Origin of the sequence: Homoserinimonas aerilata, assembly GCF_006716125.1 — a bacterium.
GTDB classification, from domain to species: Bacteria; Actinomycetota; Actinomycetes; order Actinomycetales; family Microbacteriaceae; genus Homoserinimonas; species Homoserinimonas aerilata.
Map to the genome: position 1 here is coordinate 183,227 of NZ_VFOM01000002.1, position 24,517 is coordinate 207,743.

A 24,517-nucleotide genomic window follows, 5' to 3' on the forward strand; every position below is an offset into this window, starting at 1 on the left:
ATACGGCCCTAGAGGGCCTACTCAACCCGCCGGTCGGACTCAACCCGCGAGAAACGTAAGCAAGTAAGAAGGAGAACGCGCATGGCACGTGCAGTAGGAATCGACCTCGGAACCACCAACTCTGTGGTTTCTGTACTCGAAGGCGGTGAGCCGACCGTCATCGCGAATGCGGAGGGCTTCCGTACGACCCCCTCGGTCGTCGCCTTCACGAAGGATGGCGAGACTCTCGTCGGCGAGACGGCCAAGCGCCAGGCGGTCACCAACGTCGACCGCACCATCGCATCCGTCAAGCGCCACATGGGCACCGACTGGACCCAGGACATCGAGGGCAAGAAGTACACGCCCCAGGAGATCTCGGCCCGCATCCTCGCCAAGCTCAAGCGTGACGCTGAGCAGTACCTGGGCGAGCCTGTGACGGATGCCGTCATCACTGTTCCCGCATACTTCAACGACTCGGAGCGCCAGGCCACGAAGGATGCCGGTGAGATCGCCGGACTCAACGTGCTGCGCATCATCAACGAGCCCACCGCCGCCGCGCTCGCGTACGGCCTCGACAAGGGCAAGGAAGACGAGCTCATCCTCGTCTTCGACCTCGGCGGCGGAACCTTCGACGTCTCCCTCCTCGAGGTGGGCAAGGATGACGACTTCTCCACCATCCAGGTGCGCTCGACCGCCGGCGACAACCGCCTCGGCGGCGACGACTGGGATCAGCGCGTCGTCGACTACCTGATCAAGCGCTTCAAGGAGACCACCGGCGTCGACGTCTCCACCGACAAGATCGCCAAGCAGCGCCTCAAGGAAGCCGCAGAGCAGGCCAAGAAGGAGCTGAGCTCGTCCATGAGCAGCAGCCTCCAGCTGCCCTACCTGTCGCTCACCGAGAATGGCCCTGCGAACCTCGACGAGACGCTCACCCGCGCCAAGTTCGAAGAGCTCACCGCGGACCTGCTCGAGCGCACCAAGAAGCCGTTCCACGACGTCATCAAGGAGGCCGGCGTCAACGTCGACCAGGTGTCGCACGTTGTGCTCGTCGGTGGTTCCACCCGCATGCCCGCAGTGCAGGATCTCGTCAAGAACATGCTCGGCGGCAAGGAGCCCAACAAGGGCGTCAACCCGGATGAGGTTGTCGCTGTTGGTGCCGCGCTTCAGGCGGGCGTCCTCAAGGGCGAGCGCAAGGATGTTCTGCTCATTGACGTCACCCCCCTCAGCCTCGGAATCGAGACCAAGGGCGGCATCATGACGAAGCTCATCGAGCGCAACACGGCCATCCCGACGAAGCGCAGCGAGACGTTCACCACGGCTGACGACAACCAGCCGTCCGTCGCCATCCAGGTGTTCCAGGGCGAGCGCGAGTTCACCCGCGACAACAAGAACCTGGGAACCTTCGAGCTGCAGGGCATCGCCCCGGCACCCCGCGGCATCCCGCAGGTCGAGGTCACCTTCGACATCGACGCCAACGGCATCGTGCAGGTCCACGCGAAGGACAAGGGCACCGGCAAGGAGCAGTCGATCACCATCACGGGCGGCTCGGCTCTCTCCAAGGAAGACATCGAGCGGATGGTTCGCGAGGGCGAAGAGCACGCGGCAGAAGACAAGAAGCGCCGCGACGACGCCGAGGTGCGCAACGCGGCCGAGCAGTTCGTCTACTCGACCGAGAAGCTCATCAAGGAGAACGACGAGAAGCTCAGCGAAGGTGTCAAGACTGAGGTTCAGGCTGACATCGATGCGCTCAAGACGGCACTCGCCGGCGACGACGAGGCGGCCGTGAAGACCGCCCTCGACAAGCTCAGCGAAAGCCAGCAGAAGATCGGTGAAGAGATCTACGCCGCAGCGCAGGCCGAAGACGCCGCAGCGCCCGCCGGCGAGCAGCCCGACGCGACCGCAGGAGCCGACGAGGACATTGTCGACGCCGAGGTTGTCGACGACGAGCCCACCGACGGACAGGCGAAGTAGCACCATGGGTGACAAGAAGAACGAGAAGAAGGGCAAAGGCGAGCAGCACGAGAACGCTCCCGCCCCCGACGTCGGCACAGACGAAGAGCTCATCGAAGCGGAAGGGCCAGACGTCGAGACAAGCCTCGACGACACGGACCTCTCCTTCCTCGAGGAGACCGCAGGTGACCTCGCGGCAGAACGCCTTGCCGACCTGCAGCGGCTGCAGGCCGAATACGCGAACTACCGCAAGCGGGTCGACCGGGATCGCGAAACCAATCGCGTCCTCGCCGTCGCCGACGTTGTCGGATCGCTGCTGCCCGTGCTCGACGACCTCGACCGGGCCGAAGCGCACGGCGACCTCTCCGATGGGGCATTCGCGCTCATCGCACAGAAGTTCCGTGCGACGCTCGAACGCACCGGCCTGACCAGGGTCGGCGAGAAGGGCGACGAGTTCGACCACAACCTGCACGAAGCGATCGCGCAGGTGCCCTCCGCTGATGTCACCGTCATGACGGTGCTCGACGTGCACCAGGTCGGCTACCAGCTGGGCGAGCGTCTGCTGCGGCCCGCCCAGGTGGCCGTCGCGGTGCCGCAGGAGGACTGACAACAACAACTGCTGGTTGAGTAGCGCGGTGGAGCTAGGGACAATCGCGCCAGCGATTGTGCGACCCCAGCGCCGACCGAGCTTGCGAGGTCGGTCACCGCGCTACTCAATCAACCCGCAGTAAGACTTTCGAGAGGAGTCGCGGATGGCCAGCCAAGACTGGTTGGAGAAGGACTTCTACAAGGTGCTCGGCGTGTCCAAGGATGTGTCCGATGCAGAGCTGAAGAAGACCTACCGCAAGCTCGCCCGCAAGTACCACCCCGACTCGAACCCCGGCGATGCGAAGGCCGAGTCCCGCTTCAAGGAGATCAGCGAAGCGAACTCGGTACTCTCCGACCCGGAGACGCGCCGCGAGTACGACCAGGTGCGCGCAATGGGCCTCGGCCAGCCGCGCTTCACCTCGGGCGGCCGCGGCCAGGCCGGCGGATTCGATGACGTGTTCGGCGGGATGTTCGGCGGCGGCGCGCAGCGCCCCGGGGCCGCCGGTGCAGGCTCGGCAGATTTCAGTGACATCTTCGGTGGCCTGTTCGGCAGCGGCAATTTCGGGCAGACATCCGGCGGCTTCCGCGGTGCTGGCGGCCCCAGCAGGGGTCGCGACGTGAACGCGACGACCACGCTCGACTTCGAGTCGGCCGTCAAGGGCGACACCGTGCGCCTCGAGGGCGTCAACGGTAAGCCGATGACGGTGCGCATTCCCCCGGGCGTGCACGATGGCCAGAAGATCAGGCTGCGCGGCAAGGGCGAGGCCAGCATCGACGGCGGCCCTGCCGGGGACCTGACCCTCACGGTCACTGTCCGCAAGCATCCGGTGTTCGAGATCGACGGCAAGAATCTGCGCGTCGACGTGCCGGTCACTTTCGCTGAGGCTGCTCTCGGCGCCACCATCGAGGTGCCGACTCTCGGCGGTTCACCCGTCAAACTGAAGGTCGCCCCCGGAACCCCGAGCGGCCGAGTCCTGCGGGTCAAGGGGCGCGGCGTCGCGGCAGCAGCGGGGGCCGGCGATCTGCTCGCCACAGTGCAGGTCGTTGTTCCCAGCCACCTGAGCGGCGACGCGGAGAAGGCCGTCAAGGCGCTCGCGAAGGCGCTTCCGGATGAGAACCCGCGCGACGACCTGCTGGCGAGGGCCCGAAAGGGGTGAGCATGGACCCCACAGCGCCCGTCTTTGCGATCGCCGTCGCCGCCGAGCTCGCGGGGATGCACCCGCAGACACTCCGCCAATACGACAGGCTCGGGCTCGTCAGCCCCAAGCGCACCAGCGGCAAGTCGCGGCGCTACTCGATGCGTGACGTCGTGCAGCTGCGGGAGATCGGTGCGCTGGGCGCTGAAGGGGTCAGCCTGGAGGGCATCCGGCGCATCCTTGAGCTTGAGAACAGGGTCACCGAGCTGGCGCAGCGCGTGCACGAGCTTGAGGGCGCGCTCGCCGACGAACTGCTCAACCGTCCGGGCCGGCGCGTTTTCGCTGCGGACGAGACCGGCCGTGTCGAGTCGCTGCGAGCAGGCGAGCGTACTCGCCGGCACAACCAGCTGGTCGTCTGGCGACCACTGGAGCGTGGCTGATGGCCGCGCCCGTTTTCGACTTCGAGCGCCTGCGTCGCTTTCCCGACGTGGAGGCCGAGAACCTGTTTGCCGTCGACGCGAGCGACCGGCTGCTGCTTGATGAGGCTGCCGACTCCATCGCATCCGCCCCCGACCGTGTCGCCGTGATCGGTGACCGTTACGGTGCGCTCACGCTGGGGGCGGCCGCGCTGCACAACGCCTTCGACATCCGAGTGCACCAGGATCCGCTCAGCGGCGAGCTCGCCCTCGGCCACAACGCCGCACTTGTGGGCCTCGACGGAACCTTCGTGAGCCACCCGCTCGGCGAGGCGCTGCTGGCCGGAGCCCGCACGGTTCTGCTGCAGCTGCCCCGCAATCTGGCGGAGCTCGACGAGATCGCCGCCGCCATCGCCCGCCACGCCGACCCCGAGGTTCGCGTCTTCGCGGGTGGCCGCATCAAGCACCTCACGCCCGCGATGAACGAGGTGCTCGGCCGTCACTTCTCGTCGGTGACGGCGTCGCTGGCCCGGCAGAAGTCGCGCGTGCTTGTCGCCCGCGGGGTGCACGAGCAGGCCCCCGACACCGTGTACCCCCTGCGCGAGTTCAATGATGAGCTCGGCCTGTGGGTGTGCGCCCACGGCGGCGCCTTCTCCGGCACCAAGCTCGACATCGGCACCCGCTACCTGCTCGGCTTTCTGCGCGAGATGAAACCGGATGCCGTCACCGCGGTCGATCTCGGATGCGGCACCGGAATTCTGGCCTGCGCGCTGGCGAAGAGCCGCCCCGGCCTGGCCGTTCTCGCGAGCGACCAGTCTGCCGCAGCCGTCGCATCCACCAGGGCCACCGCTGAGGCGAACGGGCTGCCCGTCACTGTTGTGCGAGATGTGGGGCTGAGTTCGCAGCCGGATGACTGCGCCGATCTCATCCTGCTGAACCCGCCGTTCCACGTCGGCTCCGCCGTGCATGCGGGCGTCGCGCTGGCGCTGTTCGATGAGGCGGCCCGGGTGCTGAAGCCCGGCGGCGAACTGTGGACGGTGTTCAACTCGCATCTGCGCTACCGGCCCGCGCTGACGCGCGCGGTCGGGCCGACACGTCTCGCAGGCCAGAACCCGAAGTTTACTGTGACGGTGTCGACCTTTGAGGGCCGACTCGACCAAGATGACGATAGGCGGGGTTCTGTTCGCTGAGGGCGGGGAGAACCGGGCGGCAGCCCACACGATGCCCGAGTAGATTTGAGTCTGTAAGGCTCAACTTTGAGAGGAGAGGTGCGTATGGCCAACATGCAGGGAGCGCCCGGAAGCGACGAAGAGCCGAAGAGCGCGCTCGAACAGTTCGGCCTCGACCTCACCGAGATCGCGCGGGCAGGCAAACTCGACCCCGTCATCGGCCGTGATGCCGAGATCCGTCGTGTCAGCCAGGTGCTCACCCGTCGCACCAAGAACAACCCGGTGCTCATCGGCGAGCCCGGCGTCGGCAAGACCGCCGTCGTCGAGGGCCTCGCGCAGCGCATCGTCGCCGGTGACGTCGCCGACTCCCTCAAGGGCAAGCGCCTCGTCTCCATCGACCTCGCCGCGCTCGTCGCCGGCGCCAAGTACCGCGGCGAATTCGAGGAGCGCCTCAAGGCGGTGCTCAAAGAGATCAACGACTCCGACGGTGAGGTCATAACCTTCATCGACGAACTGCACACGCTCATGGGCGCGGGCGGCGGCGAAGGCTCCGTCGCGGCATCCAACATGCTCAAGCCCATGCTCGCGCGCGGCGAGCTGCGCCTCATCGGCGCCACCACCCTCAACGAGTACCGCGAATACATTGAGAAGGATGCGGCACTCGAGCGCCGCTTCCAGCAGGTCTACGTCGGCGAGCCGAGCGTCGAAGACACCGTCGCCATCCTGCGCGGCCTCAAGGAACGCTATGAGGCGCACCACAAGGTCGCCATCGCCGACAATGCGCTCGTCGCGGCCGCCGCGCTCAGCAGCCGCTACATCACCGGCCGCCAGCTGCCCGACAAGGCCATCGATCTGATCGATGAGGCCGCCAGTCGGCTCAAGATGGAGATCGACTCCTCGCCTGTCGAGATCGACGAACTCGAACGCATGGTCGCCCGCATGACCATCGAGGAGCTCGCCCTCAAGAAGGAGAAGGACCCCGCATCGAAGGCGCGCCTCGAGAAGCTGCGCCTCGACATGGCCGAGAAGCGCCAGACGCTGCTCGAACTCGAGAAGCGGTGGAAGAACGAGAAGACGGCGCTGCAAGACGTCGGTGAGCTCAAGACGCAGCTCAACGATGCGCGCATCAACGTCGAGCGGGCCATCCGCGACGGCGACTACGTCACCGCCTCCCGGCTCAGCTACGAGGTCATCCCCAAGATCGAGAAGCGCCTCGCCGAGGCAGAGCACGCCGAGGTGCAGGGCGACCGTATGGTCAACGACCAGGTCACCGAGGGCGACATCGCGGCCGTCGTCGCCGCCTGGACGGGCATCCCCGTCGGGCGCCTCCTGCAGGGCGAGACAGAGAAGCTGCTGCACCTCGAGGCGGAGCTTGGCAAGCGACTCGTCGGGCAGAGGAAGGCCGTCGAGGCCGTCTCGGATGCTGTGCGCCGTTCACGCGCCGGCATCGCCGACGAGAGCAGGCCGACAGGCTCTTTCATGTTCCTCGGCCCGACCGGCGTCGGCAAGACAGAGCTGGCGAGGGCGCTCGCCGACTTCCTGTTCGATGACGAGAAGGCGATGATTCGCATCGACATGAGTGAGTACGGAGAGAAGTTCTCCGTCTCTCGCCTCGTCGGTGCCCCTCCCGGGTACATCGGCTACGAGCAGGGCGGCCAGCTCACCGAGGCGGTGCGCCGCCGCCCGTACTCGGTGATTCTGCTCGACGAGGTCGAGAAGGCGCATCCCGAGGTGTTCGATCTGTTGCTGCAGGTTCTCGATGACGGCCGGCTCACCGACGGTCAGGGCCGCACGGTCGATTTCCGCAACACGATCCTCATCCTCACCTCCAATCTGGGCAGCCAGTTCCTCGTCGACCAGACCATGACGCCTGAGATGAAGGAGGAGGCCGTGCAGCTCGCTGTGAGGCAGACCTTCAAGCCGGAGTTCGTGAACCGCCTCGACGATATCGTCGTGTTCTCGCCGCTCAGCGAAGAGGATCTCGCCCAGATCGTGGAGCTGTACATCGACCGCCTGGGCGCGCGACTCGCAGGTCGGCGACTCGACCTGGCAGTGACCCCGGATGCCCGGCGCTGGTTGGCCGAACGGGGCTACGACCCGATCTATGGTGCACGCCCGCTGCGCCGCCTCATGCAGAAGGAGATCGACGACAAGCTGGCCATGTCCATCCTCGGCGGCACGATCGTCGACGGCGACATGGTGCTCGTCTCGATCGACCCCGACGCCGACTCACTGACGGTGGCCAAGCAGGAGGTCTGACGCCCGCTCGGGGCGGGCATCCTGGGGGATGCCCCCGGCTTGAGGGGTATTTGGCTCAGGCCGGTTCGGCCACAACCGCAGGCGACGGGGTTGCCTCGACTCGGGCGGCATCGCGAAACACGCTCGAGCGCGTGAGCGCCACAGCGAGTGCCGTCGCCGCTGCGAGAAGCGCCAAGGCGAAGACGCCGACGGCGGGGGATGTGCTCCACACGCCGTTGATGAGCAACAGGGCGGGTAAGGAGCAACTGGGGATGCCCAGGAGCACCAGGAACCAACCGGTGAACCGGGTGAGCGACGACCTGCCGAGTGCGAGAAGCAGGAAGAAGAGGGTCCACATGATGCCCCACGTGAGCCAGATCACCGCATAGACCGGATCGCCGGCGACGCTGATGATCGCATGGTAGAACGCCAGAGCGGCGACGAAGGCGCTGAACCAGCCGAAGCCCTCCGGCTCGAGCTTCAGAAGGATGCCCAGGCCGAAGTAGAGGTAGGTGAAGCCGAACAGGTAGGTGGGCCAGGTGCCGGAGACGACCGCCGCATCCGAACCGTTCTGGATCAGGATGATCGTCGGCAGCACCACCTGCATGGTGCCGACGAAGAGATTCAGTATGGCGGCGCTGCGCGCCGGCACCACACCGAGCGAGTTGAGCCCGTTGACGAGCAGGACGATACCGACGAAGAGCAGGCCAATGTTACCCATGGTGCTGTCCCGTTCTCCGGCTCAGGCGCCGAGAAGTTCGATGAACGTCGCCGACGAGATCACGGGGGCGAAGAACTGGTTGATGCGCTGGAATGTGGCCGGCTCGTTCTCGGGACGGTTGCATCCGGTGGCGTCGCCGATCACGATCGGCAGCAGGCCGTTGTCGCGGGCGGCGCGGGCGTTGCCCTCGATGCACCAGTCGGTGTGGATTCCTGTGATGACGACGACCTCGACCTTCTTGCGGGCCAACTCCAACGGCAGGTCAGTGCCCACGAAGGCTGTCTGCAGCGCCCGTTCGAAGAGCTCGTTGTCGCCCGGCCTCACCAGCTCGCGCAGCTCGCCGACAAGCTCGTTGTCCCAAGCGATCTGGTCTGGTGTCGCGTCGACGCCGCCTGTCCACGAGTCGTACTGCACGCGGTCGAAATCCGTCTGCGGGTAGTCCTGGCGGAACACCGAATAGCCGACCCAGTTGAACGAGACGAAGTTGTCGCGCGCGCGGGCGGCCTCCACGGAGCGGACGGTCGCCTCGAGGCTGCCGCGAAGATCGTGCCGCTCACCGAACTGGGCGCCGCCCGGCCTGTACAGCGAATTCGACTGACTCACCGACAGGAATGCGGCGGGCCGGCGCAGGATCTCCGCCAGGTCGAGCTTCTTCCAGTGATCGGCGAGCTCCGGGATCGAAGCGACATTGCTGGACGGGAAGGTGGTGTCGACGAGCGTCATGGGGCATCTCCAGGTTCGAGGTAACCCTCAGGCTAGGAGGTGGGCGGCCGCGTCCGGCCCAGGTGACGATTTGTTTCGTTCGTTTGTGCTCAGGTGCCCAGTTCGCTCCGGATGGCTGCCGCGAACGCGTCGACGTCGGCCTCCGTGGTGTCCCACGAGGTCATCCATCGCACCTCGCCCGTCGCCGGGTTCCAGTCGTAGAAGCGAAAGCGCTCGCGCAGTCGCGCCGCAGCATCCGGGGCGATCACCGCGAACACCGCATTCGCCTGCACCCGCTGCGTGACCGTCACCCCGGGGATGCCCTCGACGGCGGCGAACAGCCGGGCCGCCATCGCATTCGCGTGCTGAGCAGAGCGCAACCACAGCCCATCGTCCAGCAGCGCGAGCAGCTGGGCGGAGCCGAAGCGCATCTTCGACGCCAACTGCATGGTCAGCTTGCGCAGAAACAGCAGCCCGTCGACCGCCGAAGGGTCGAGCACGACGACAGCCTCACCGTAGAGCAGCCCATTCTTGGTGCCGCCGAAGCTCAGGATGTCGACCCCGGCATCCGTCGTCATCTCGCGCAGCGACACCCCCAGGTGCGCGGCCGCATTCGCCAGGCGCGCGCCGTCGAGATGCACGCGCATGCCGCGGGCGTGCGCGTGCTTGCAGATCGCACGGAGCTCCTCCACCGAATACACGGTGCCCAGCTCGGTCGACTGGGTCACGCTCACCGCGAGCGGCTGCGCCCTGTGTTCGTCGCCCCAACCCCACGCCTCGCGGTCGATCAGCTCAGGGGTGAGCTTGCCATCGGGCGTCTGCACCGGCAGCAACTTGAGACCGCTCACCCGCTCCGGGGCGCCGCCCTCATCGGTGTTGATGTGCGCTGTCGCGGCCGTGACGACGGCGCCCCAGCGCGGCAGCAGACTCGTCAGGGCGACAACGTTCGCACCCGTGCCGTTGAACACGGGGAACACCTCCGCCTGCTCGCCGAACAGCTCGCGCACGCGCAGCCGGAGGCGTGCCGTGTAGTCGTCCTCGCCGTACGCGACCTGGTGCCCGCCATTCGCCTCAGCGATCGCCGCGATCACCTCAGGATGCGCACCCGCATAGTTGTCGCTCGCGAAATGCCGCACCGTCTCATCATGAAGTCTCACCGCACAAGTCTGCCACCCGCGAGTGGCCCGGCGGCAGTTAGCCGCGCAGGGCCTCCTTGAGCTTCACGCGGGCGCCCATGCGCAGCAGCGCGTTCGAGTAGATGCGCGAACCGAGCGCGATGACCAGGGCCGTCGTGACGAGCAGGATGGCCAGCGACAGCACCGGCTCCCACCATTCCGCCGTGCCCAGGAACACGCGCATCGGCATGCCCACGGGCGCCGAGAATGGCACATACGACATGATGCCGAGCACGAGCGGGTTGTCGTTGAACATGATCACCAGGATGTACGGGATCATCACCAGGTAGGTGACGGGCGCGGTCGCCGTCGCCATATCCTCCTGACGGGAGACGAGCGCCGCCGTCGCCGAGTAGAGCGCGGCGAGCAGGATGAACCCGAACAGGAACAGCACCACGAACCAGACCAGCGACAGCCCCAGGTCGGCGAACAGGATGTCCTGACCGCTGGCCAGCATCCCCACCCCTGCGAGCGCCGCGATGAGGGCGATCTGCGCGAACGCGAGAATGCTGTTGCCGAGTATCTTTCCGGCGAGCAGCGCCCGCACGGGCACCGTCGCCATGAGGATCTCGACGATGCGCGTCTGCTTCTCCTCGACGACGCTCTGGGCGATCGTCTGCCCGAAGGTGATCGCCGACATGAAGTAGATGAGCCCGAAGCCGATCGCGACCAGATAGATCAGGAACGGATTCTGGCCGAGGTCGACCGGCTCGAGCAACTGCACATCGGGTGTGACGCTCAGCATCGACAGAACACTGCCGGGGGCATCCTCCAGTGCGATCACGGACACGCCGAGGGGCGCCGTCGGGTCATCACTCGGCACGATCGCGGCCTCGACGTCACCAGAACGAACCAGCTTCTCGGCCGCAGCGACATCCGCTGCCTCCGTCACCTCGAAAGCGCCCGAACTCTCGGCAACCTCGATGGCCGAACCGACAGCGGCAACCTTCGCCAGCGACACGTTCTGGCTGGTGAAACCGCCAATGACAACGGATGCGAGCACAATCAGCAGCAGGATGCCCGTCGAGATGAGGAACGACTTGCTGCGCAGCCGCATCCTCATCTCACGCTCGGCGACCAGCCAGGTCGCCGACAGAAAACCGGGCGTCTCATAATCGGTGTTGCGGGGCGTGGTCACTGGATGACCTCCTTGAAGATCTGAGCGAGAGACGGATGCTGCGGGGCGAAACGGATAACAGGCGCCAGCCCCACGGCCTTCTGCAGCACCCGCTGGGCAACCTCGGGGCTGTCGGCGTCGAACACGGCGAAACCGCCATCGAAGTCGGACACCGTAACGCCCGGCTCGTCGCGCAACCAGCCGGCATCACCGTCGAGCTGAAGCTCGTAGCGGTTGCCGGAGTGCTGATCACGCAGCCCCTCACGGGAGCCGCTCGCGCGGATCTCGCCATCCGCGATCACCACCAGGTCGTCGCAGAGCCGCTCGACGATGTCGAGCTGATGGGAGGAGAACAGAACAGGCGCACCGCGGGCGGCGCGATCCTTGAGCACGTTCAGCACAACCTCGACGGCAAGCGGGTCAAGGCCAGAGAAGGGCTCGTCGAGCACCAACACCTCAGGGTCATGCACGAGCGCCGCCGCAATCTGAGCGCGCTGCTGGTTGCCAAGAGAGAGGCTCTCGACGGTGTCGCCTGCGCGCTCGCCCAGCCCCAACTGCTCAAGAAGAGCATCCGTGTTCTTGGTGGCCTGCGCGTTCGACATGCCGTGCAGCCGGCCCAGATACACGATCTGCTCGCCGATCTTCATCTTCGGGTAGAGGCCGCGCTCCTCCGGCATGTAACCGAAGCGCTTGCGGCGCTCCGCCGTGAGCGGCTCGCCGTCAAGCGTGACCGTGCCGGAACTGGGGGAGAGCACACCGAGGATGACACGCATCGTCGTGGTCTTGCCGGCGCCGTTGCCGCCGACGAAGCCCGTCATGCGGCCCCCCTCGACAGTGAACGACACATCGCGCAGAACAGTGCGCTCGCCGAAGGAGCGGTTGATGTCGGTGAGTTCGAGCATGACTCCACGCTAGGGGCAGCGGCCGACAGCGCGCCTCCCCCGTGAGGCGGGTCTTGCTCAGCCGTGAGGGGGAGCGAGGGGGAGCGCCTCGAAACCCTCGACCGCCGGGCGGCCCCGCCTCAGGCGATGCCGGTTTCGTAGGCGTGGATGACGGCGTGGATGCGGTCCCGCACGCCGAGCTTCATCAGAATCTTCGACACATGCGTTTTCACGGTGGCTTCGCCGAGGAACAGTTCTGTGGCGATCTCCGCATTGCTGAGGCCGCGGGCGACGAGGGCCAGCACCTCCGCTTCGCGATCTGTGAGATCTGAGGCCAGTGAGGGGGCCGCTGCCCGCATCCGCTCTCCTCGTGGCCCGCCGTCGTCGGCGAAGGAGGCGATGACGCGTCTCGTGACGTTCGGTGAGAGCAGCGCGTCGCCGCGCGCGAGCACCTGCACGGCGTCGATGAGCTGCTCGGGTGAGGCCGTCTTGAGCAGGAATCCGCTCGCACCGGCCCGCAGCGCCTCGAAGAGGTAGTCGTCGCGGTCGAACGTTGTGAGGATCAGCACCGATGCGGCGACGGATGCGTCGGCGACGAGCAGCCCGGTGGCTTCGAGCCCGTCCATCCCCGGCATCTGCACGTCCATGCAGATCACGTCGGGCTGCAGTTCGCGGGCGAGGCGGATGCCGTCGGCCCCGTTGCCTGCTTCGCCGACGACCTCGATGCCGGGCTCGCTCTGCAGGATGATGCGGAAGCCGGCGCGCACCAGTTCCTGGTCGTCAACGAGAAGAACCCTGGTCGCGTTTTCGGTCATGAGGCTCCTGCCGGGTCGAGGGGCACGCTCGCGCGCACCAGGTAGCCGCCGCGCGATCGCGGGCCCACCTCGAGGGTGCCGTCGACGGCGGCGAGGCGCTCCCGCATGCCGGTGTGACCGAGGCCGTGGCCGCCGGTTGCGAGTGAGCGGCCCACCCCGTCGTCGGTCACTTCAAGTTCGACGCGTCCTTCGAGGTAGCGCAGTCGCATGTCCGCACTGGCCCTCTCGCCCGCATGCTTTCGCACATTGGTGAGCGCTTCCTGCGCGACCCTGTAGAGGGTGAAACCGGCAAGGGGGGTTACAGGATGGGGTCGTCCGATGATCTGCAGAGTGACGGGGGTGCCGGCCGAGCGGCTCTGCTCCGCCAGCTCAGCCAGCTGCTCGATGCCGCGGGTCGAGGCTGACTCTTTCGGCGCATCCGGCGCATCCATTGCTCCGTCGCGCAGCGTCGTGAGGAGCTTGTGAAGCTCGTCGACGGCCGCCCGTGCGCTCTGCTCGATGAGGCCGAGCGATGCGGATGCCTGCTCAGGGTCGGTCGGAAGCACGCGCCGGGCGGCACCCGCCTGCACCCCCATCACGGAGACGTGGTGGGCGACGACGTCGTGCAGTTCACGGGCAATGGCCACCCGGTCGAGGGCAACCGCCTGCCGGGCGCTCACCTCGCGTGCGGCCGCCAGCTCAGCCGTACGCGATTCGAGTTCAGTGCGGGAGCGAGCGGATGCCCACATGCGGTCACCGAAATAGTAGGCACCGCCGAAATACAGCACATTGGTCAGAAAGTTGATGAGCGCGAACGACGCGAACTGCGAGAAGATGCCCGAACGGGAGACGCCCGGCAGTAGCTCGGGGTCGCTGACGGTCACAAGCAGATTCGCGGTGACCCACACGAACATGGCCACGATGATGACAATGCGCACGACCGTCGCCGTGCGGCGGCTGCGGCCCCACGCGCCGAGCGAATAGATGGCCATGAAGAGCGCGATCTGGCTGATCAGCATCTCCGGCACGGCGAACTGGCCCGTGACGAAGAACGCCAACGACACGACCACCGCGACGATCGCCGGAAAGCGGCGGCGGAAGGCGAGCGGAATCGTGAACCCGGCCACGGCGAGCATCGTCAGCCAGAGCGGCGCCGGGTCATCGTACCAGCCGATGCGCGCGTACAGCGCGACGGTGAAGACAGAGCCGACGACGAGCAGCAGGGCGCCCACCGCGTCACGCCGATAGCCGCTCCTGCCGGGGAGCGGGCGCACCCACGAATCGTTCATCGTCCCACCGTAGCGAGGCCGAGCCGCATGCCACATCCGCCGGGAGGCGGAACCGGCAGGCTACAGCGAGTGCTCGTCGAGCCAGCGCAGCAGCACCCGCGCGAACTCGTCGGGGTGTTCGACGCTCGGAAGGTGCGCCGAGTCGGGAAAACGGCATCCGTCTGCCCGCGGGATCGTCGACAGCAGGTACTCGTACTGGGCAAGCGCCTCACTGAGGTCGTGGTCGCCGACGACCACGAGGGTCGGCACTGTCACGTCGACGACGCGGTCGTAGGCGGGCGGCTCGAGCTGCATCGGCACGGGCCTATCGGATGCGCTCCGCAGGTTGGCCGCGTCGAGTTCGTAGGCGGTGCGCACGAACTGGGGGTCGAGCGTGCTCTCGTCGCGCCCGACGCCGATGCTCCACAGCTTCACCTCGAGGCGGCTGAGCTCCGCCCAGTCCTGGCGTTCGTAGGCGGCGTCGCAGAGGTCGATGGCCGCATCCTCTGCCTCGGTTAGTTCCACATCGGGGAACCCGCTCGGGCCGCCGCCGATGACGACGAGGCCGCTCACCCGCTGGGGTGTGTCGACGGCGAGGTCGATGGCGAGGCGGCCGCCGCGTGAGCATCCGATGATCGTGGCCCGGTCGACGCCCAGATGGTCGAGCAGGGCGAGCGCGTCGGCGCGCTCCGAGAACTCGACGTCGTCGCTCGTGGTCTGCCCGAAACCGCGCGAGTCGTAGCGGATGACGTGATGTGACGCCGCCAGCGCTGCCACCTGTGGGTCCCACATCCGCAGGTTCGCGATGCCCGCATGCACCAGCAGCAGGGCGGGGGCGGATGCTTCGCCTTCGGTCTCGTAGTAGAGCGAGGCGCCGTTCAACTCCAGTCGCGACATGCTTCGAGGCTATGCCTGCGGATGGCCGATGGCCAGAGCGGGGGCGATTCCGGTGTGGTCAGGCCTGCGGGATCCGGATGCCGCGCAGCCCGTCGACGGCCGCCAGCGCGCCGTCGAGATCGCGCGCCCGCAGCGCCTCCAGGAGGGCGCTCTGCCAGCCGGCGAGTTGCTCCAGATTGATGGCCTCCGGCAGGTGCAGGCTGCCGAGACGGATCATGTGCACGACCCCGGTGAGGGAACGCAGCAGCGCCTCATTGCGCGAGGCGGCGCGCAGCTCGGCATAGAAGTCGAAGTTCGCATCGGCGAGGCCCTGGAAGTCCTGCACGGGCAGTCTGCTCACGAAGGCGCGGTGGTGCTGCTCCATGCGCTCGATCATGTCGTCATCGACGCGCTGCACCGCCTCGCGCACGAGAGCGGAGCAGAGCGCCACCCACACGGCCATGGCGTCGATCGTCTGCCGGGGGCTGACCACGGCGACGCGGGTGAAGCGGTTTGCGGATGCCTCGACCACGCCGATATCGCGCAGGCGCTGCAGGGCCTCCCGCACGGGCGTGCGCGAGACGTCGAACTCCTCGGCGATGCGACCGTCGCTGAGCCGGTCGCCCGGTTGAAGGCTGCCGTCGTGGATGGAGGTGAGCAGATGGTCATAGACCATCCCGACCACGGGGCTGGAGGTCACGGGGGAGTCGACGGTCACGCCCCTACTTTAGGGGCCGGAGCGACCAGCGCCTATATGCCGCGCAGGGAATCTCTGTCGGCGGCATCCAGGATCTCGGCGATACGTGCGGGCACGGAGGAGTCCTGCAGGCTCGTCACATCGCCCAGCTCGCGCCCGTCGATGATGTCTCCGAGCAGTCGGCGCATGATCTTGCCCGACCGAGTCTTCGGCAGCTCGGCAACCACGATCACATCGCGCGGCTTCGCGATCGGGCCGATTTGCTTCGCAACATGCGCCCTCAGCAGGGTGGCGACGTCCTCCCCCTCCGCGAGGGCACGCGCGGGCACGACGAAGGCGACGATGGCCTCGCCTGTGCTCGCATCCGTTCCTCTCGTCACGCCAGCCTCACCGACGAGCGGATGCGCGACGAGCGACGACTCGATCTCGATCGTCGAGAGGCGGTGGCCGGACACATTGATGACGTCGTCGACGCGGCCGAGCACCCATATGTCGCCCTCGGCATCCGCCTTGGCCCCGTCGCCCGAGAAATAGTAGCCGCGGTCGGCGAAGCGCGCCCAGTAGGAGTCGAGATAGCGCTGCGCGTCGCCCCACACGGTTCTCGCCATGGCGGGCCAGGTGCCCTCGATGACGAGGTAGCCGCCCGCGCCGGGTGGCACGGGCTCACCCGCGTCGTCGACAACATGGGTCGTGAGGGCGGGCAGGGCGCGGTTCGCCGAGCCTGGCTTGAGTGTCGAGACGCCCGGCAGCGGCGCCATGATGGCGGCACCCGTCTCCGACTGCCACCAGGTGTCGACAATGGGGGCGATGCCGCCGCCGAGTTGCTCTCGAAACCACGTCCATGCCTCAGGATTGATGGCCTCGCCGACCGAGCCGAGCAGTCGTATGCTCGACAGGTCATACGAGGCGGGCAGGCCGTCGGCGAACCACGTCATGTAGCTGCGGATGAGCGTCGGCGCCGTGTAATAGGTGGTCACCCCGTAACGCTGGATGATCTCGAAGTGCCGGCCGGGCACCGGGGTGTCGGGTGTTCCCTCGTACAGCACCTGGGTGGTCGCGTTCGAGAGCGGACCGTACAGCGCGTATGTGTGGGCGGTCACCCACGCGAGGTCGGCCGTGCACCAGTAGACGTCGTCGGGTTTCGCATCGAAGATGGCCCAGTGCGTCCACGACGCCTGCGTGAGATAGCCGCCGCTCGTGTGCACGAGCCCCTTCGGGCGACCGGTCGTGCCCGAGGTGTAGATGATGAACAGCGGATGCTCGGAGTCGAAATCCTGCGCCTCATGCACAGCAGGCTGCCGGTCGACGATGTCATGCCACCAGACATCCCGTCCCTCCGTCCAGGGCACCTCGTCGCCTGTGCGGCGCACGACGAGCACATGCTCCAGGGTGGGCTGCCCTGCCGCAGCCTCGTCGGACTGTGCCTTCACCGACACCGCCCTGCCGCGCCGGAACTGCCCATCACTGGTCACGAGCAGCTTCGCGCCCGTGTCCTCGATGCGGAACCGGAGCGCCTCCGCGCTGAAACCGCCGAAGACGAGCGAGTGAACAGCGCCGACGCGCGCGATCGCGAGCGTGATGATGGAGGTCTCCGGGATCACCGGCAGGTACACGACCACGCGGTCGCCGGGGCCTATGCCCAGCTCGGTGAGCGCGTTGGCGGCCTTCGACACCTCTTCCTGCAGCTGCCGGAACGTGTAGGCGCGGGTGTCGCCGCGCTCGCCCTCGAAGAAGTAGGCCACCTTGTCGCCGAGGCCCGCATCCACATGCCTGTCGACGCAGTTGACGGCGACATTGAGCCTGCCGCCGAGAAACCAGCCCGCTTGCGGCGGTTCGAGTGAGCCATCCGGCTGCAGCGCCGGCTTCCAGGTGTGGGCCGTGTGCCAGGGCTGCGCCCAGTCGAGGCGGTGCGCAGCCCTCTCCCAGAAGGCGACAGGATCTGCGGATGCTTCGGCCCACGCATCCGGCCCCACATTCGCCGTCGCCGCGAACGCCTCGGGCGCCGGATGCCGGCGCGATTCGACGAGGAGTTCACGGATGGGGGCGGAAGAGAGCGTCACGCCCTCAACGCTAGGCGGAGGGCTCGCCGGCCCCGAATCGCGCCGTCACGTTACGCAACATCGCCCTGCGGCGCGAGAGTACCCAAAGTGCACGATCTGGGCCGAAAAGCGAGCACTTTGCGTACTCTCGATGGCTTCTCTCGGCGCGAGGAGGCCCGCTCGGCTACGAGAGGTCGACATGCCTGCGCACGCGGGCGACGATCGGCCCGAGCGCGAACGCGACCGCGAACAGTGCCAGGATGCCCCACGAGAACGGGCCGTAGCCCTCCTCCGCCACGAGCACCGGCAGGTTCTGCAGGATGATCACGAAGAACGCGAGCAGCCCGAGCAGCCCGAGGCCCGGCGCCACGAGCGTCTTCCAGCGGCTGAGCTCGTGGTGCTCGCGTCGCAGCAGCACGATCACGGCGGTGCTCGTGATGACGAGGAGCAGCACAATGCCGACCGCCGAGATGCCGCCCAGCCAGGTGTAGAACTGGTTGATCGGGTCGAGCCCGAGCAGCACGGCGGCAATGACCAGCACGGCGACGACGGCCGAGGTGACAAGCGAGGCGAGCGCGGGCGAGCCGTGCTTCTGGTGCGGGCGCGAGAGCCGCTCGGCAAAGACGCCCTTCTTGGAGAGGGCGAAGACGTAGCGTGCCCCGATGTTATGGAACGACAGGATGCACGCGAACAGGCTTGTCACGAACAGCAACTGGATGATGTGCCCGCCGACGGAGCCGAGATACGCCTCCGTCGTGGTCGCCAGGATGCTGCCGGCGTTCTCGCCCGCGTTCGCGACGATGTCGCTCTCACCGTTGGCGGTGATGAGCACCCAGCTGGACAGCGTGTAGAAGACGCCGATGAGGATGAGCGAGATGTAGGTGGCGCGGGGGATCGTGCGCTCCGGGTTCTTCGCCTCGTCGCGGAACACGGCGGTCGCCTCGAAGCCGATGAAGCTGAGGATGGCGAAAAGGATCGCGAAACCGGGCGCGCCCGACACGATCTCGGCCGGCGTGACGATGCCCGTCGAGAAGCCCTCAGGGCCTCCGCCCCCGAAGACGACCACGGCGTCGAGTACCAGCACGATGGCGACCTCGGCGATGAGGAGTACGCCGAGGATCTTGCCCGAGAGGTTGATGTTGAGGTAGCCGAGCGCAGACACGACGACGAACCCGACGATCGCGTAGACCCACCACGGCACAGCGGGCAGGCCGTAGCTCTGCAGGAGAGCGTCGAAGCCCGGGCCAAAGATGCCGAAGACACCGGCCTCGAGTGCCAGATATGACAGCAGCGCGGCGAACGCGGCACCGAGGCCTGCGCTACGGCCGAGACCCTTGTCGACATAGGCGAAGAAGGCGCCTGCCGACTTCACGAACGGGGTGGCCGTCGTGAACCCGACCGCGAACAGCAGCAGGACGGCGGTGACGACGACGAAGGTGAACGGAAAACCGGCGCCGTTGCCGTTGGCGATGCCGAGCGGCACCGGCCCGCCGATGACGCCGAGCGGCGAAGCAGCCGCGACGACGATGAAGACGATGCTGGCGACGCCGAGCGAACCGCGGAGGGTGCGCGACGGCACCGCGGCCGGTTCGGCGGCCTCGGGGACGACTGTTGTTGTCGATGACATGGTGGGTGGTCCGTTCGGAACGAAGAGAAGAAGGGCAGGTGGAGAAAAAGTAGCGGCGCCCCGGCTGCTGCGGCGCTTCGTGACCTTTTATTACCGGGCGGACTTCTGAGCATCCGGTGCCGGCGGCACGCCGATCGCCCACTCATACGGCGGCTCCGCGTCGTTGACGAGGTGGTCGCCGATGATGCGCGCCTTGAATGCGACAGGGTTGTGCGAGCCGACCGTGCGGGCGTTGCGCCAGTGCCGGTCGAGGGCGAGGCCAGTCGAGGTGGCGGATGCGCCGAGCGCGTCGAAAAGGCTGGTCGCGGCCCTCAGCGACAGCTCGGCGACGATTGCCTGCGCTCGTGCGGACGCGATCTCCGCCTCGCGCCTGCTCGCCGCCCGCTCCTCCGGGGTGCGGGCCTCATAGGCGAGCTGCAGTTCCTCTGCGGCCCGCAGCACGACGGCCTCCGCAGCAAAGGCGTCTGCCGAGATTCGGCCCACGATCTCGAGCACCTGCGGGTCGTGGCGCGTCTGGGCGGCGTTACCGTGGCTGAACGAGCGCGCCCGCGTGGCCACCTGGTGCACGGCATCCGACTCCGCCGCCCGGGCGATGCCGGCCTGCACGGCGACGAGCACGAGCTGGTACAGCGATGTCTGGTACGAGAAGCGCTCCGCGAAGGGGTGCACATGCTCGGCCCGCACGGGGGCCGCGTCGAAGACGGTCGTGCCGCTGCCGGTGAGCCGCTGCCCGAAGCCCGTCCAGTCGTCGCTCACGGTCACCGCATCCGTCGCCGTGCTCACAAGCGCTGCGACCTCTGTGCCGTCAGGGGCGAGGGCGGATGCGTCGATCCATTCTGCGAAGATACTGCCGGTCGAGTAGTACTTGCGCCCCGTGATGGTGAAGTCGTCGCCGGCGGCTGTCAACCGCGTGGTCGTGTCGCCGAGCGCGACGGAGCCGATCTCGGTGACGGCATTGCCGACGAGCTCACCCGAGGCGAAGCGGCGCAGCCACTCCTCGCGTTCGGAGGAGGCCGGCGCGCAGAGGCGATCTTCGACGAAGGCGAGATGCCCGCGCAGGGCCTGCGGCACATGCGGGTCGGCTGCGGCGAGCTCGACGAGCAGGCGGAACAGCTCCGGCAGGCTCGCCCCGTCGCCGCCGAACTCCCGCGGCACGCGAACCCCCGTGAAGCCGGACTGCTTGAGCCAGCCGATCTGCTCGAACGGAAGCACGCGGTCGAGCTCACGCTGCAGTGAACCCTCGGCGATACGCGCGAAGACCGGCCGGTACTTGGCCGCGAGCGCTGCGTAGCCCATCAGGTGTACAGCGACACGGGCTGAATCGTGCCGTTCAGGTAGTGGGCGCCGACCTCGATCTTCTTGTAGTCGACAGGGTCGTGCAGGCTGTGCGTACGGATGTCGCGCCAGTGCCGGTCGAGCCCGACCGCCGCCCTCGTCGAACTCGCACCGGTCGCCTCGAACACGCGACTCGAGACATCGAGGCCGACCTCTGTGGCAATGACCTTGAGCTGGGCGACCGCGATCTCGAGGGCGGCGCGATCATCGGATGTCGTGGCCGCCCCGAGCGCGACTGCCTCGTCGTAGCGTCGGTTCAGTCGGTCGGCGAGAGCCTCCACGGCGACCGTGCGGGCCACAAGCTCGCCGAAGAGGCGATGTGTGACCGGGTCGTCGGAGTAGCGGTCGACGCCGCTGAGGAACCAGCTCCCCGGGCGTGCCCGGGTGAGCTCGCGCGCCTGGGCGAGCGCGCCCTCAGCGATGCCGAGGTAGATGTTGCCGAACAGCAGCTGCACGCCGGGGGTGACGACCGAGGAGAAGGGCTCATCCTCGTCGACGCCGATGATGTCGTCGGGGCTGACCGCGACATCCGTGTACCGCACCGAGCCGCTCGCGCTGGCGCGGTAGCCCACGTTGTCCCAGTCGCCCGGGTGTTCGATGCCGGGTCGGTCGCCCTCGATCGCAAAGACCACGAGTCGGCCGTCGAGCGCACCGCCCTCAGCGACGGCGCCCGCGATGATGACATCGGCGACGGATGCCCCGGTCGCGAAGCGCTTGACGCCGCTCAGCCTGTAGCCGTCGCCGTCGGCGGTGAAAGCCAGGTCGGGGCTGACCGGGTTGAACGAGTCGCTCCAGACCCAGGAGCCCTCGGCGCTGCGGCGCAGCCACTCCGCCTGGCGGGCGGGGTCGGTGCCGTAGAACACGACGCAGGCCTGGTTGAGGTAGTGGTAGCCGAGGATCTGGGCGATGGATGCGTCGGCGCGGGCCAGCACGCGCGCCACACCGAACGCGGTCTCCCAGTGGCCGCCGTGCCCGCCCGCCTGTGCGGGCACGAGCAGGTTCGCGAGTCCGCTCTCGCGTAGCAGCGCCAGCTGTTCGACGGGCGGGGTGTTCGCCCTGTCGCGGGCCACCGCATCCTTGGCCAGCTCGTCGGCGACGGACTGCGCCACCGCCAGCCAGCGCTCGGACTCGGCGGCGGAGGCGACGCCCGACCAGGGGCTTCGCGTGCGCGGTGGTGTCGTGGTGATGGTCATTCGTCCTCATTCGGCTGGGGCATACGTGCACCAGATCATCGCCGCCCGCGGCGCGGCATCCGGGTTCATGACGAAATGTTGCTGCGCGCGTGGCGCTCCCGGGCGAGGCGGCGCACCATTGAGTGCCCCCGCGCGAAAGGTCTCCTCATGCCCGAAACTCCCCGCCAGATCCGCTTCAACGCCTTCGACATGAACTGCGTCGCCCACCAGTCCTCCGGCATGTGGCGGCACCCGCAGGACCGCTCGCGCGACTACAACAAGCTCAGCTACTGGACCGAGCTGGCCAAGCTGCTCGAACGCGGCCGCTTCGACGGCATCTTCATCGCGGATGTCCTCGGCACCTACGACGTCTACGGTGACAGCAACGAGGCGCCCATCAAGCACGGCGCCCAGGTGCCCGTGAACGACCCGCTCATGCTCGTCTCCGCGATGGCCACCGTCACCGAGCACCTCGGATTCGGTGTCACCGCGGGCACGGCCTACGAGCATCCGTACCCCTTCGCGCGTCGGATGACGACACTCGACCACCTGACAGAAGGCCGCGTCGGCTGGAACGTCGTCACCGGCTACCTGCCCTCCGCCGCCCGCAACATGGGGCACGACGACCAGATGGAACACGACGAGCGTTACGCGCACGCCGACGAATACCTCGAGGTGCTCTACAAGCTGTGGGAGGGCTCCTGGGAGGACGACGCCGTCGTCGTCGATCGCGAGGCGGGCGTGTTCACCGACCCGTCGAAGGTGCACGACATCGACCACAAGGGCAAATACTTCACGGTGCCCGGCATCCACATCTCCGAGCCGTCGCCGCAGCGCACGCCCGTGATCTACCAGGCCGGGGCGTCACCGCGCGGCATCGAGTTCGCGGCGGGCAACGCCGAAGCCATCTTCGTCGCCTCGCCGACCAAGGAGATCCTGGCGGCGACCGTGAAGCGCATCCGCGACGCCCTCGAGACGGCCGGCCGTGACCGCCACTCGGCCCGCATCTACACGCTGCTCACGATCATCACCGACGAGACCCCGGATGCTGCGCGCGCGAAATACGACGAGTACCTGTCGTACGCGAGCGAGGAGGGCGCGCTCGTCTTCATGTCCGGGTGGATGGGCATCGACCTGTCGCAGTACGACCTGAACGAGCCCGTCGGCAACGTCAAGAGCAACGCCATCCAGTCGGCCGTGACCAACTTTCAGCAGGCCAACGCCGAAGGCGGCGAATGGACGGTGGGTGACATCGCCCGGCACAGCGCCATCGGCGGGCTCGGCCCCACCATCGTCGGCTCGGGTGAAGAGATCGCCGACCAGCTGCAGGAGTGGGTCGCCGAGACCGACGTCGACGGCTTCAACATCGCCTACGCGATCACGCCCGGCACCTTCGAGGATGTCATCAAGCATGTGGTGCCCGTGCTGCAGGCTCGCGGCGCCTACCCCACCGAATATGTGGAGGGCACGCTGCGCCAGAAGCTGCACGGCAACGGCGACCGCCTGCCCGCAGAACACAAAGGCGCCCGCTACAAGGTGTAGCGAGCGCCCTTCTCGGCTGCGAAGGGTCGAAATAAGCCCTTCCGCGGCTCAGGTGGGGAACATAGTGACCACTCGCGGGTGGGTGCGGGTGCGAGTGCGGGTGTGCGCTTGCCGCGAGTGGTCGCGGGGGTGCGTGGGTGTGCGCTTGCCGCGAGTGGTCGCGGGTGTGCGCGGGTGTGCGCTTTCCGCGAGTGGTCGCGGGGGTGTGCGGGTGTGCGCTTGCCGCGAGTGGTCGCGGGGGTGTGCGGGTGTGCGCTTGCCGCGAGTGGTCGCGGGGGTGTGCGGGTGTGCGCTTGCCGCGAGTGGTCGAAAGTTGCCTCATGCGCGCGATTTTGGGGGTAGAAAGTGACCAATCGCGGAGAGGGGCGGGGGCGGAGAGGGGCGGGGGCGGAGAGGGGCGGGGCGGAGAGGGGCGGGGGCAGAGACCGGCTCCGCGAGTTACATCAGTCCTGAGTTACATCAGTCCGCGAGGATGAGGTAGAGCGCCCGCCGGGTCTCGTCGAGCTTCTCGGCGGCCGCGGCGCGCTGCTCGTCGGTGGCGGAGAGCCTGAACTGGTGCACGACGCCCATGAGTTTGCCGATGCTCTCGTGCAGTGCCGTCTCGTGCTCGGAGCGCCCGGGAGTCGCATCCCACGCTTTGGCGAGATCTTCTGAATGCTCGTCGACGTAGGCGCGGCCGGCATCCGTCAGTTCGAATTCGGTGCGACGCCCGTCGCCGGTGGAGCTGATGAGCTCCTCGTCGACGAGCTGCTGCAGGGTCGGGTAGACGGAGCCGGGGCTGGGCCGCCACGTGCCGCCCGTCTTCTCGGCGATGGCCTTGATGAGGCCGTAACCGTTGGATGCTCCCTCGCCGAGCAGCGACAGGATGGCGAGGCGCACATCGCCGCGGCCGGCTCGGCGCTGGCCGCGGGGGCCGAAGCCGCCGCGGGCCCCGAACCCGGGCCCGAAGCCTTCACGCGGGCCGAAGCCTGCGCCGTGCTCGTGGCCGTGATGGCTGGGGTCGTGGTGGAAGCGTCGCCCGCCGCCTCGGCGGTCGTGCGGGGTGCTGTCTGTGAAGTGGTGGTTTCTCATTGAAGTCTTCTCTCGTTTGCGATA

Annotated in this window: 21 protein-coding genes; 7 read left to right on the forward strand and 14 right to left on the reverse strand. The window is 67.6% G+C overall.

Features of this window, described 5'->3' with window-relative positions; translation table 11 throughout:
- Positions 1-81: 81 nt before the first annotated feature.
- The 6 genes from dnaK to FB562_RS11130 all read left to right on the forward strand — a co-directional run bounded on the left by dnaK (position 82) and on the right by FB562_RS11130 (position 7,497).
- The gene (gene dnaK / locus FB562_RS11105) at positions 82-1,950 is read left to right on the forward strand and encodes a molecular chaperone DnaK (RefSeq protein WP_141881368.1); all 1,869 of its coding nucleotides are present in this window, start codon (positions 82-84) and stop codon (positions 1,948-1,950) included.
- A gap of 4 nt (positions 1,951-1,954) precedes the next feature.
- A complete protein-coding gene (locus FB562_RS11110; protein ID WP_141881369.1) occupies positions 1,955-2,536 on the forward strand; it encodes a nucleotide exchange factor GrpE in 582 nt (193 codons plus the stop codon).
- Between the two features lie 145 nt (positions 2,537-2,681).
- On the forward strand, positions 2,682-3,674 hold the full coding sequence (locus tag FB562_RS11115) for a DnaJ C-terminal domain-containing protein (RefSeq protein WP_141881370.1): 993 nt from the start codon (positions 2,682-2,684) through the stop codon (positions 3,672-3,674).
- A gap of 2 nt (positions 3,675-3,676) precedes the next feature.
- On the forward strand, positions 3,677-4,093 hold the full coding sequence (locus tag FB562_RS11120; protein WP_141881371.1) for a heat shock protein transcriptional repressor HspR: 417 nt from the start codon (positions 3,677-3,679) through the stop codon (positions 4,091-4,093).
- Positions 4,093-5,259: a class I SAM-dependent methyltransferase gene (locus tag FB562_RS11125; RefSeq protein WP_141881372.1), complete on the forward strand. Its 1,167-nt coding sequence runs from the start codon at positions 4,093-4,095 to the stop codon at positions 5,257-5,259. The genes FB562_RS11120 and FB562_RS11125 overlap by 1 nt, the downstream gene beginning before the upstream one ends.
- 84 nt (positions 5,260-5,343) lie before the next feature.
- A complete protein-coding gene (locus tag FB562_RS11130) occupies positions 5,344-7,497 on the forward strand; it encodes an ATP-dependent Clp protease ATP-binding subunit (protein WP_141881373.1) in 2,154 nt (717 codons plus the stop codon).
- 55 nt (positions 7,498-7,552) lie between these two features.
- On the opposite strand, the gene FB562_RS11135 is transcribed toward FB562_RS11130, so the two are convergent.
- The 13 genes from FB562_RS11135 to FB562_RS11195 all read right to left on the reverse strand — a co-directional run bounded on the left by FB562_RS11135 (position 7,553) and on the right by FB562_RS11195 (position 21,901).
- Entirely contained in the window at positions 7,553-8,197 is a 645-nt protein-coding gene (locus FB562_RS11135) for an AmiS/UreI family transporter (protein ID WP_141881374.1), read from the reverse strand.
- A 21-nt stretch (positions 8,198-8,218) separates the two neighbouring features.
- Positions 8,219-8,920 (reverse strand): cysteine hydrolase family protein, encoded by a 702-nt coding sequence (locus FB562_RS11140; protein ID WP_141881375.1) that lies wholly within the window; start codon positions 8,918-8,920, stop codon positions 8,219-8,221.
- Between the two features lie 89 nt (positions 8,921-9,009).
- The gene (locus FB562_RS11145; protein WP_141881376.1) at positions 9,010-10,056 is read right to left on the reverse strand and encodes a threonine aldolase family protein; all 1,047 of its coding nucleotides are present in this window, start codon (positions 10,054-10,056) and stop codon (positions 9,010-9,012) included.
- A gap of 37 nt (positions 10,057-10,093) precedes the next feature.
- Positions 10,094-11,212 carry an ABC transporter permease gene (locus FB562_RS11150; RefSeq protein ID WP_281284321.1) on the reverse strand — a complete coding sequence of 373 codons (1,119 nt, stop codon included), beginning with the start codon at positions 11,210-11,212 and terminating at the stop codon, positions 10,094-10,096.
- Positions 11,209-12,093, reverse strand: coding sequence for an ABC transporter ATP-binding protein (locus tag FB562_RS11155; RefSeq protein ID WP_141881377.1), 885 nt, complete (start codon positions 12,091-12,093; stop codon positions 11,209-11,211). The genes FB562_RS11150 and FB562_RS11155 overlap by 4 nt, the downstream gene beginning before the upstream one ends.
- A 119-nt stretch (positions 12,094-12,212) precedes the next feature.
- Positions 12,213-12,887, reverse strand: a complete 675-nt coding sequence (locus FB562_RS11160; RefSeq protein ID WP_141881378.1) for a response regulator — start codon at positions 12,885-12,887, stop codon at positions 12,213-12,215.
- Positions 12,884-14,155 carry a sensor histidine kinase gene (locus tag FB562_RS11165; RefSeq protein ID WP_141881379.1) on the reverse strand — a complete coding sequence of 424 codons (1,272 nt, stop codon included), beginning with the start codon at positions 14,153-14,155 and terminating at the stop codon, positions 12,884-12,886. The genes FB562_RS11160 and FB562_RS11165 overlap by 4 nt, the downstream gene beginning before the upstream one ends.
- A gap of 60 nt (positions 14,156-14,215) precedes the next feature.
- Positions 14,216-15,031, reverse strand: coding sequence for an alpha/beta fold hydrolase (locus FB562_RS11170; RefSeq protein WP_141881380.1), 816 nt, complete (start codon positions 15,029-15,031; stop codon positions 14,216-14,218).
- Positions 15,032-15,089: 58 nt separating this feature from the next.
- Positions 15,090-15,728 (reverse strand): GntR family transcriptional regulator, encoded by a 639-nt coding sequence (locus FB562_RS11175; protein ID WP_141881381.1) that lies wholly within the window; start codon positions 15,726-15,728, stop codon positions 15,090-15,092.
- 32 nt (positions 15,729-15,760) lie between these two features.
- Positions 15,761-17,767: an acetate--CoA ligase gene (acs, locus tag FB562_RS11180; RefSeq protein WP_425459829.1), complete on the reverse strand. Its 2,007-nt coding sequence runs from the start codon at positions 17,765-17,767 to the stop codon at positions 15,761-15,763.
- Between the two features lie 163 nt (positions 17,768-17,930).
- Positions 17,931-19,373: an APC family permease gene (locus FB562_RS11185; RefSeq protein WP_141881382.1), complete on the reverse strand. Its 1,443-nt coding sequence runs from the start codon at positions 19,371-19,373 to the stop codon at positions 17,931-17,933.
- Positions 19,374-19,463: 90 nt separating this feature from the next.
- The gene (locus FB562_RS11190; protein WP_141881383.1) at positions 19,464-20,669 is read right to left on the reverse strand and encodes an acyl-CoA dehydrogenase family protein; all 1,206 of its coding nucleotides are present in this window, start codon (positions 20,667-20,669) and stop codon (positions 19,464-19,466) included.
- Positions 20,669-21,901 (reverse strand): acyl-CoA dehydrogenase family protein, encoded by a 1,233-nt coding sequence (locus tag FB562_RS11195; RefSeq protein WP_141881384.1) that lies wholly within the window; start codon positions 21,899-21,901, stop codon positions 20,669-20,671. The genes FB562_RS11190 and FB562_RS11195 overlap by 1 nt, the downstream gene beginning before the upstream one ends.
- Before the next feature lie 147 nt (positions 21,902-22,048).
- Between FB562_RS11195 and FB562_RS11200 the strand changes: the two genes are divergently transcribed.
- Entirely contained in the window at positions 22,049-23,422 is a 1,374-nt protein-coding gene (locus FB562_RS11200; RefSeq protein ID WP_141881385.1) for an LLM class flavin-dependent oxidoreductase, read from the forward strand.
- Between the two features lie 459 nt (positions 23,423-23,881).
- Here FB562_RS11200 and FB562_RS11205 read toward each other — a convergent pair whose 3' ends face one another.
- Positions 23,882-24,493: a PadR family transcriptional regulator gene (locus FB562_RS11205; protein WP_141881386.1), complete on the reverse strand. Its 612-nt coding sequence runs from the start codon at positions 24,491-24,493 to the stop codon at positions 23,882-23,884.
- Positions 24,494-24,517: the final 24 nt, after the last annotated feature.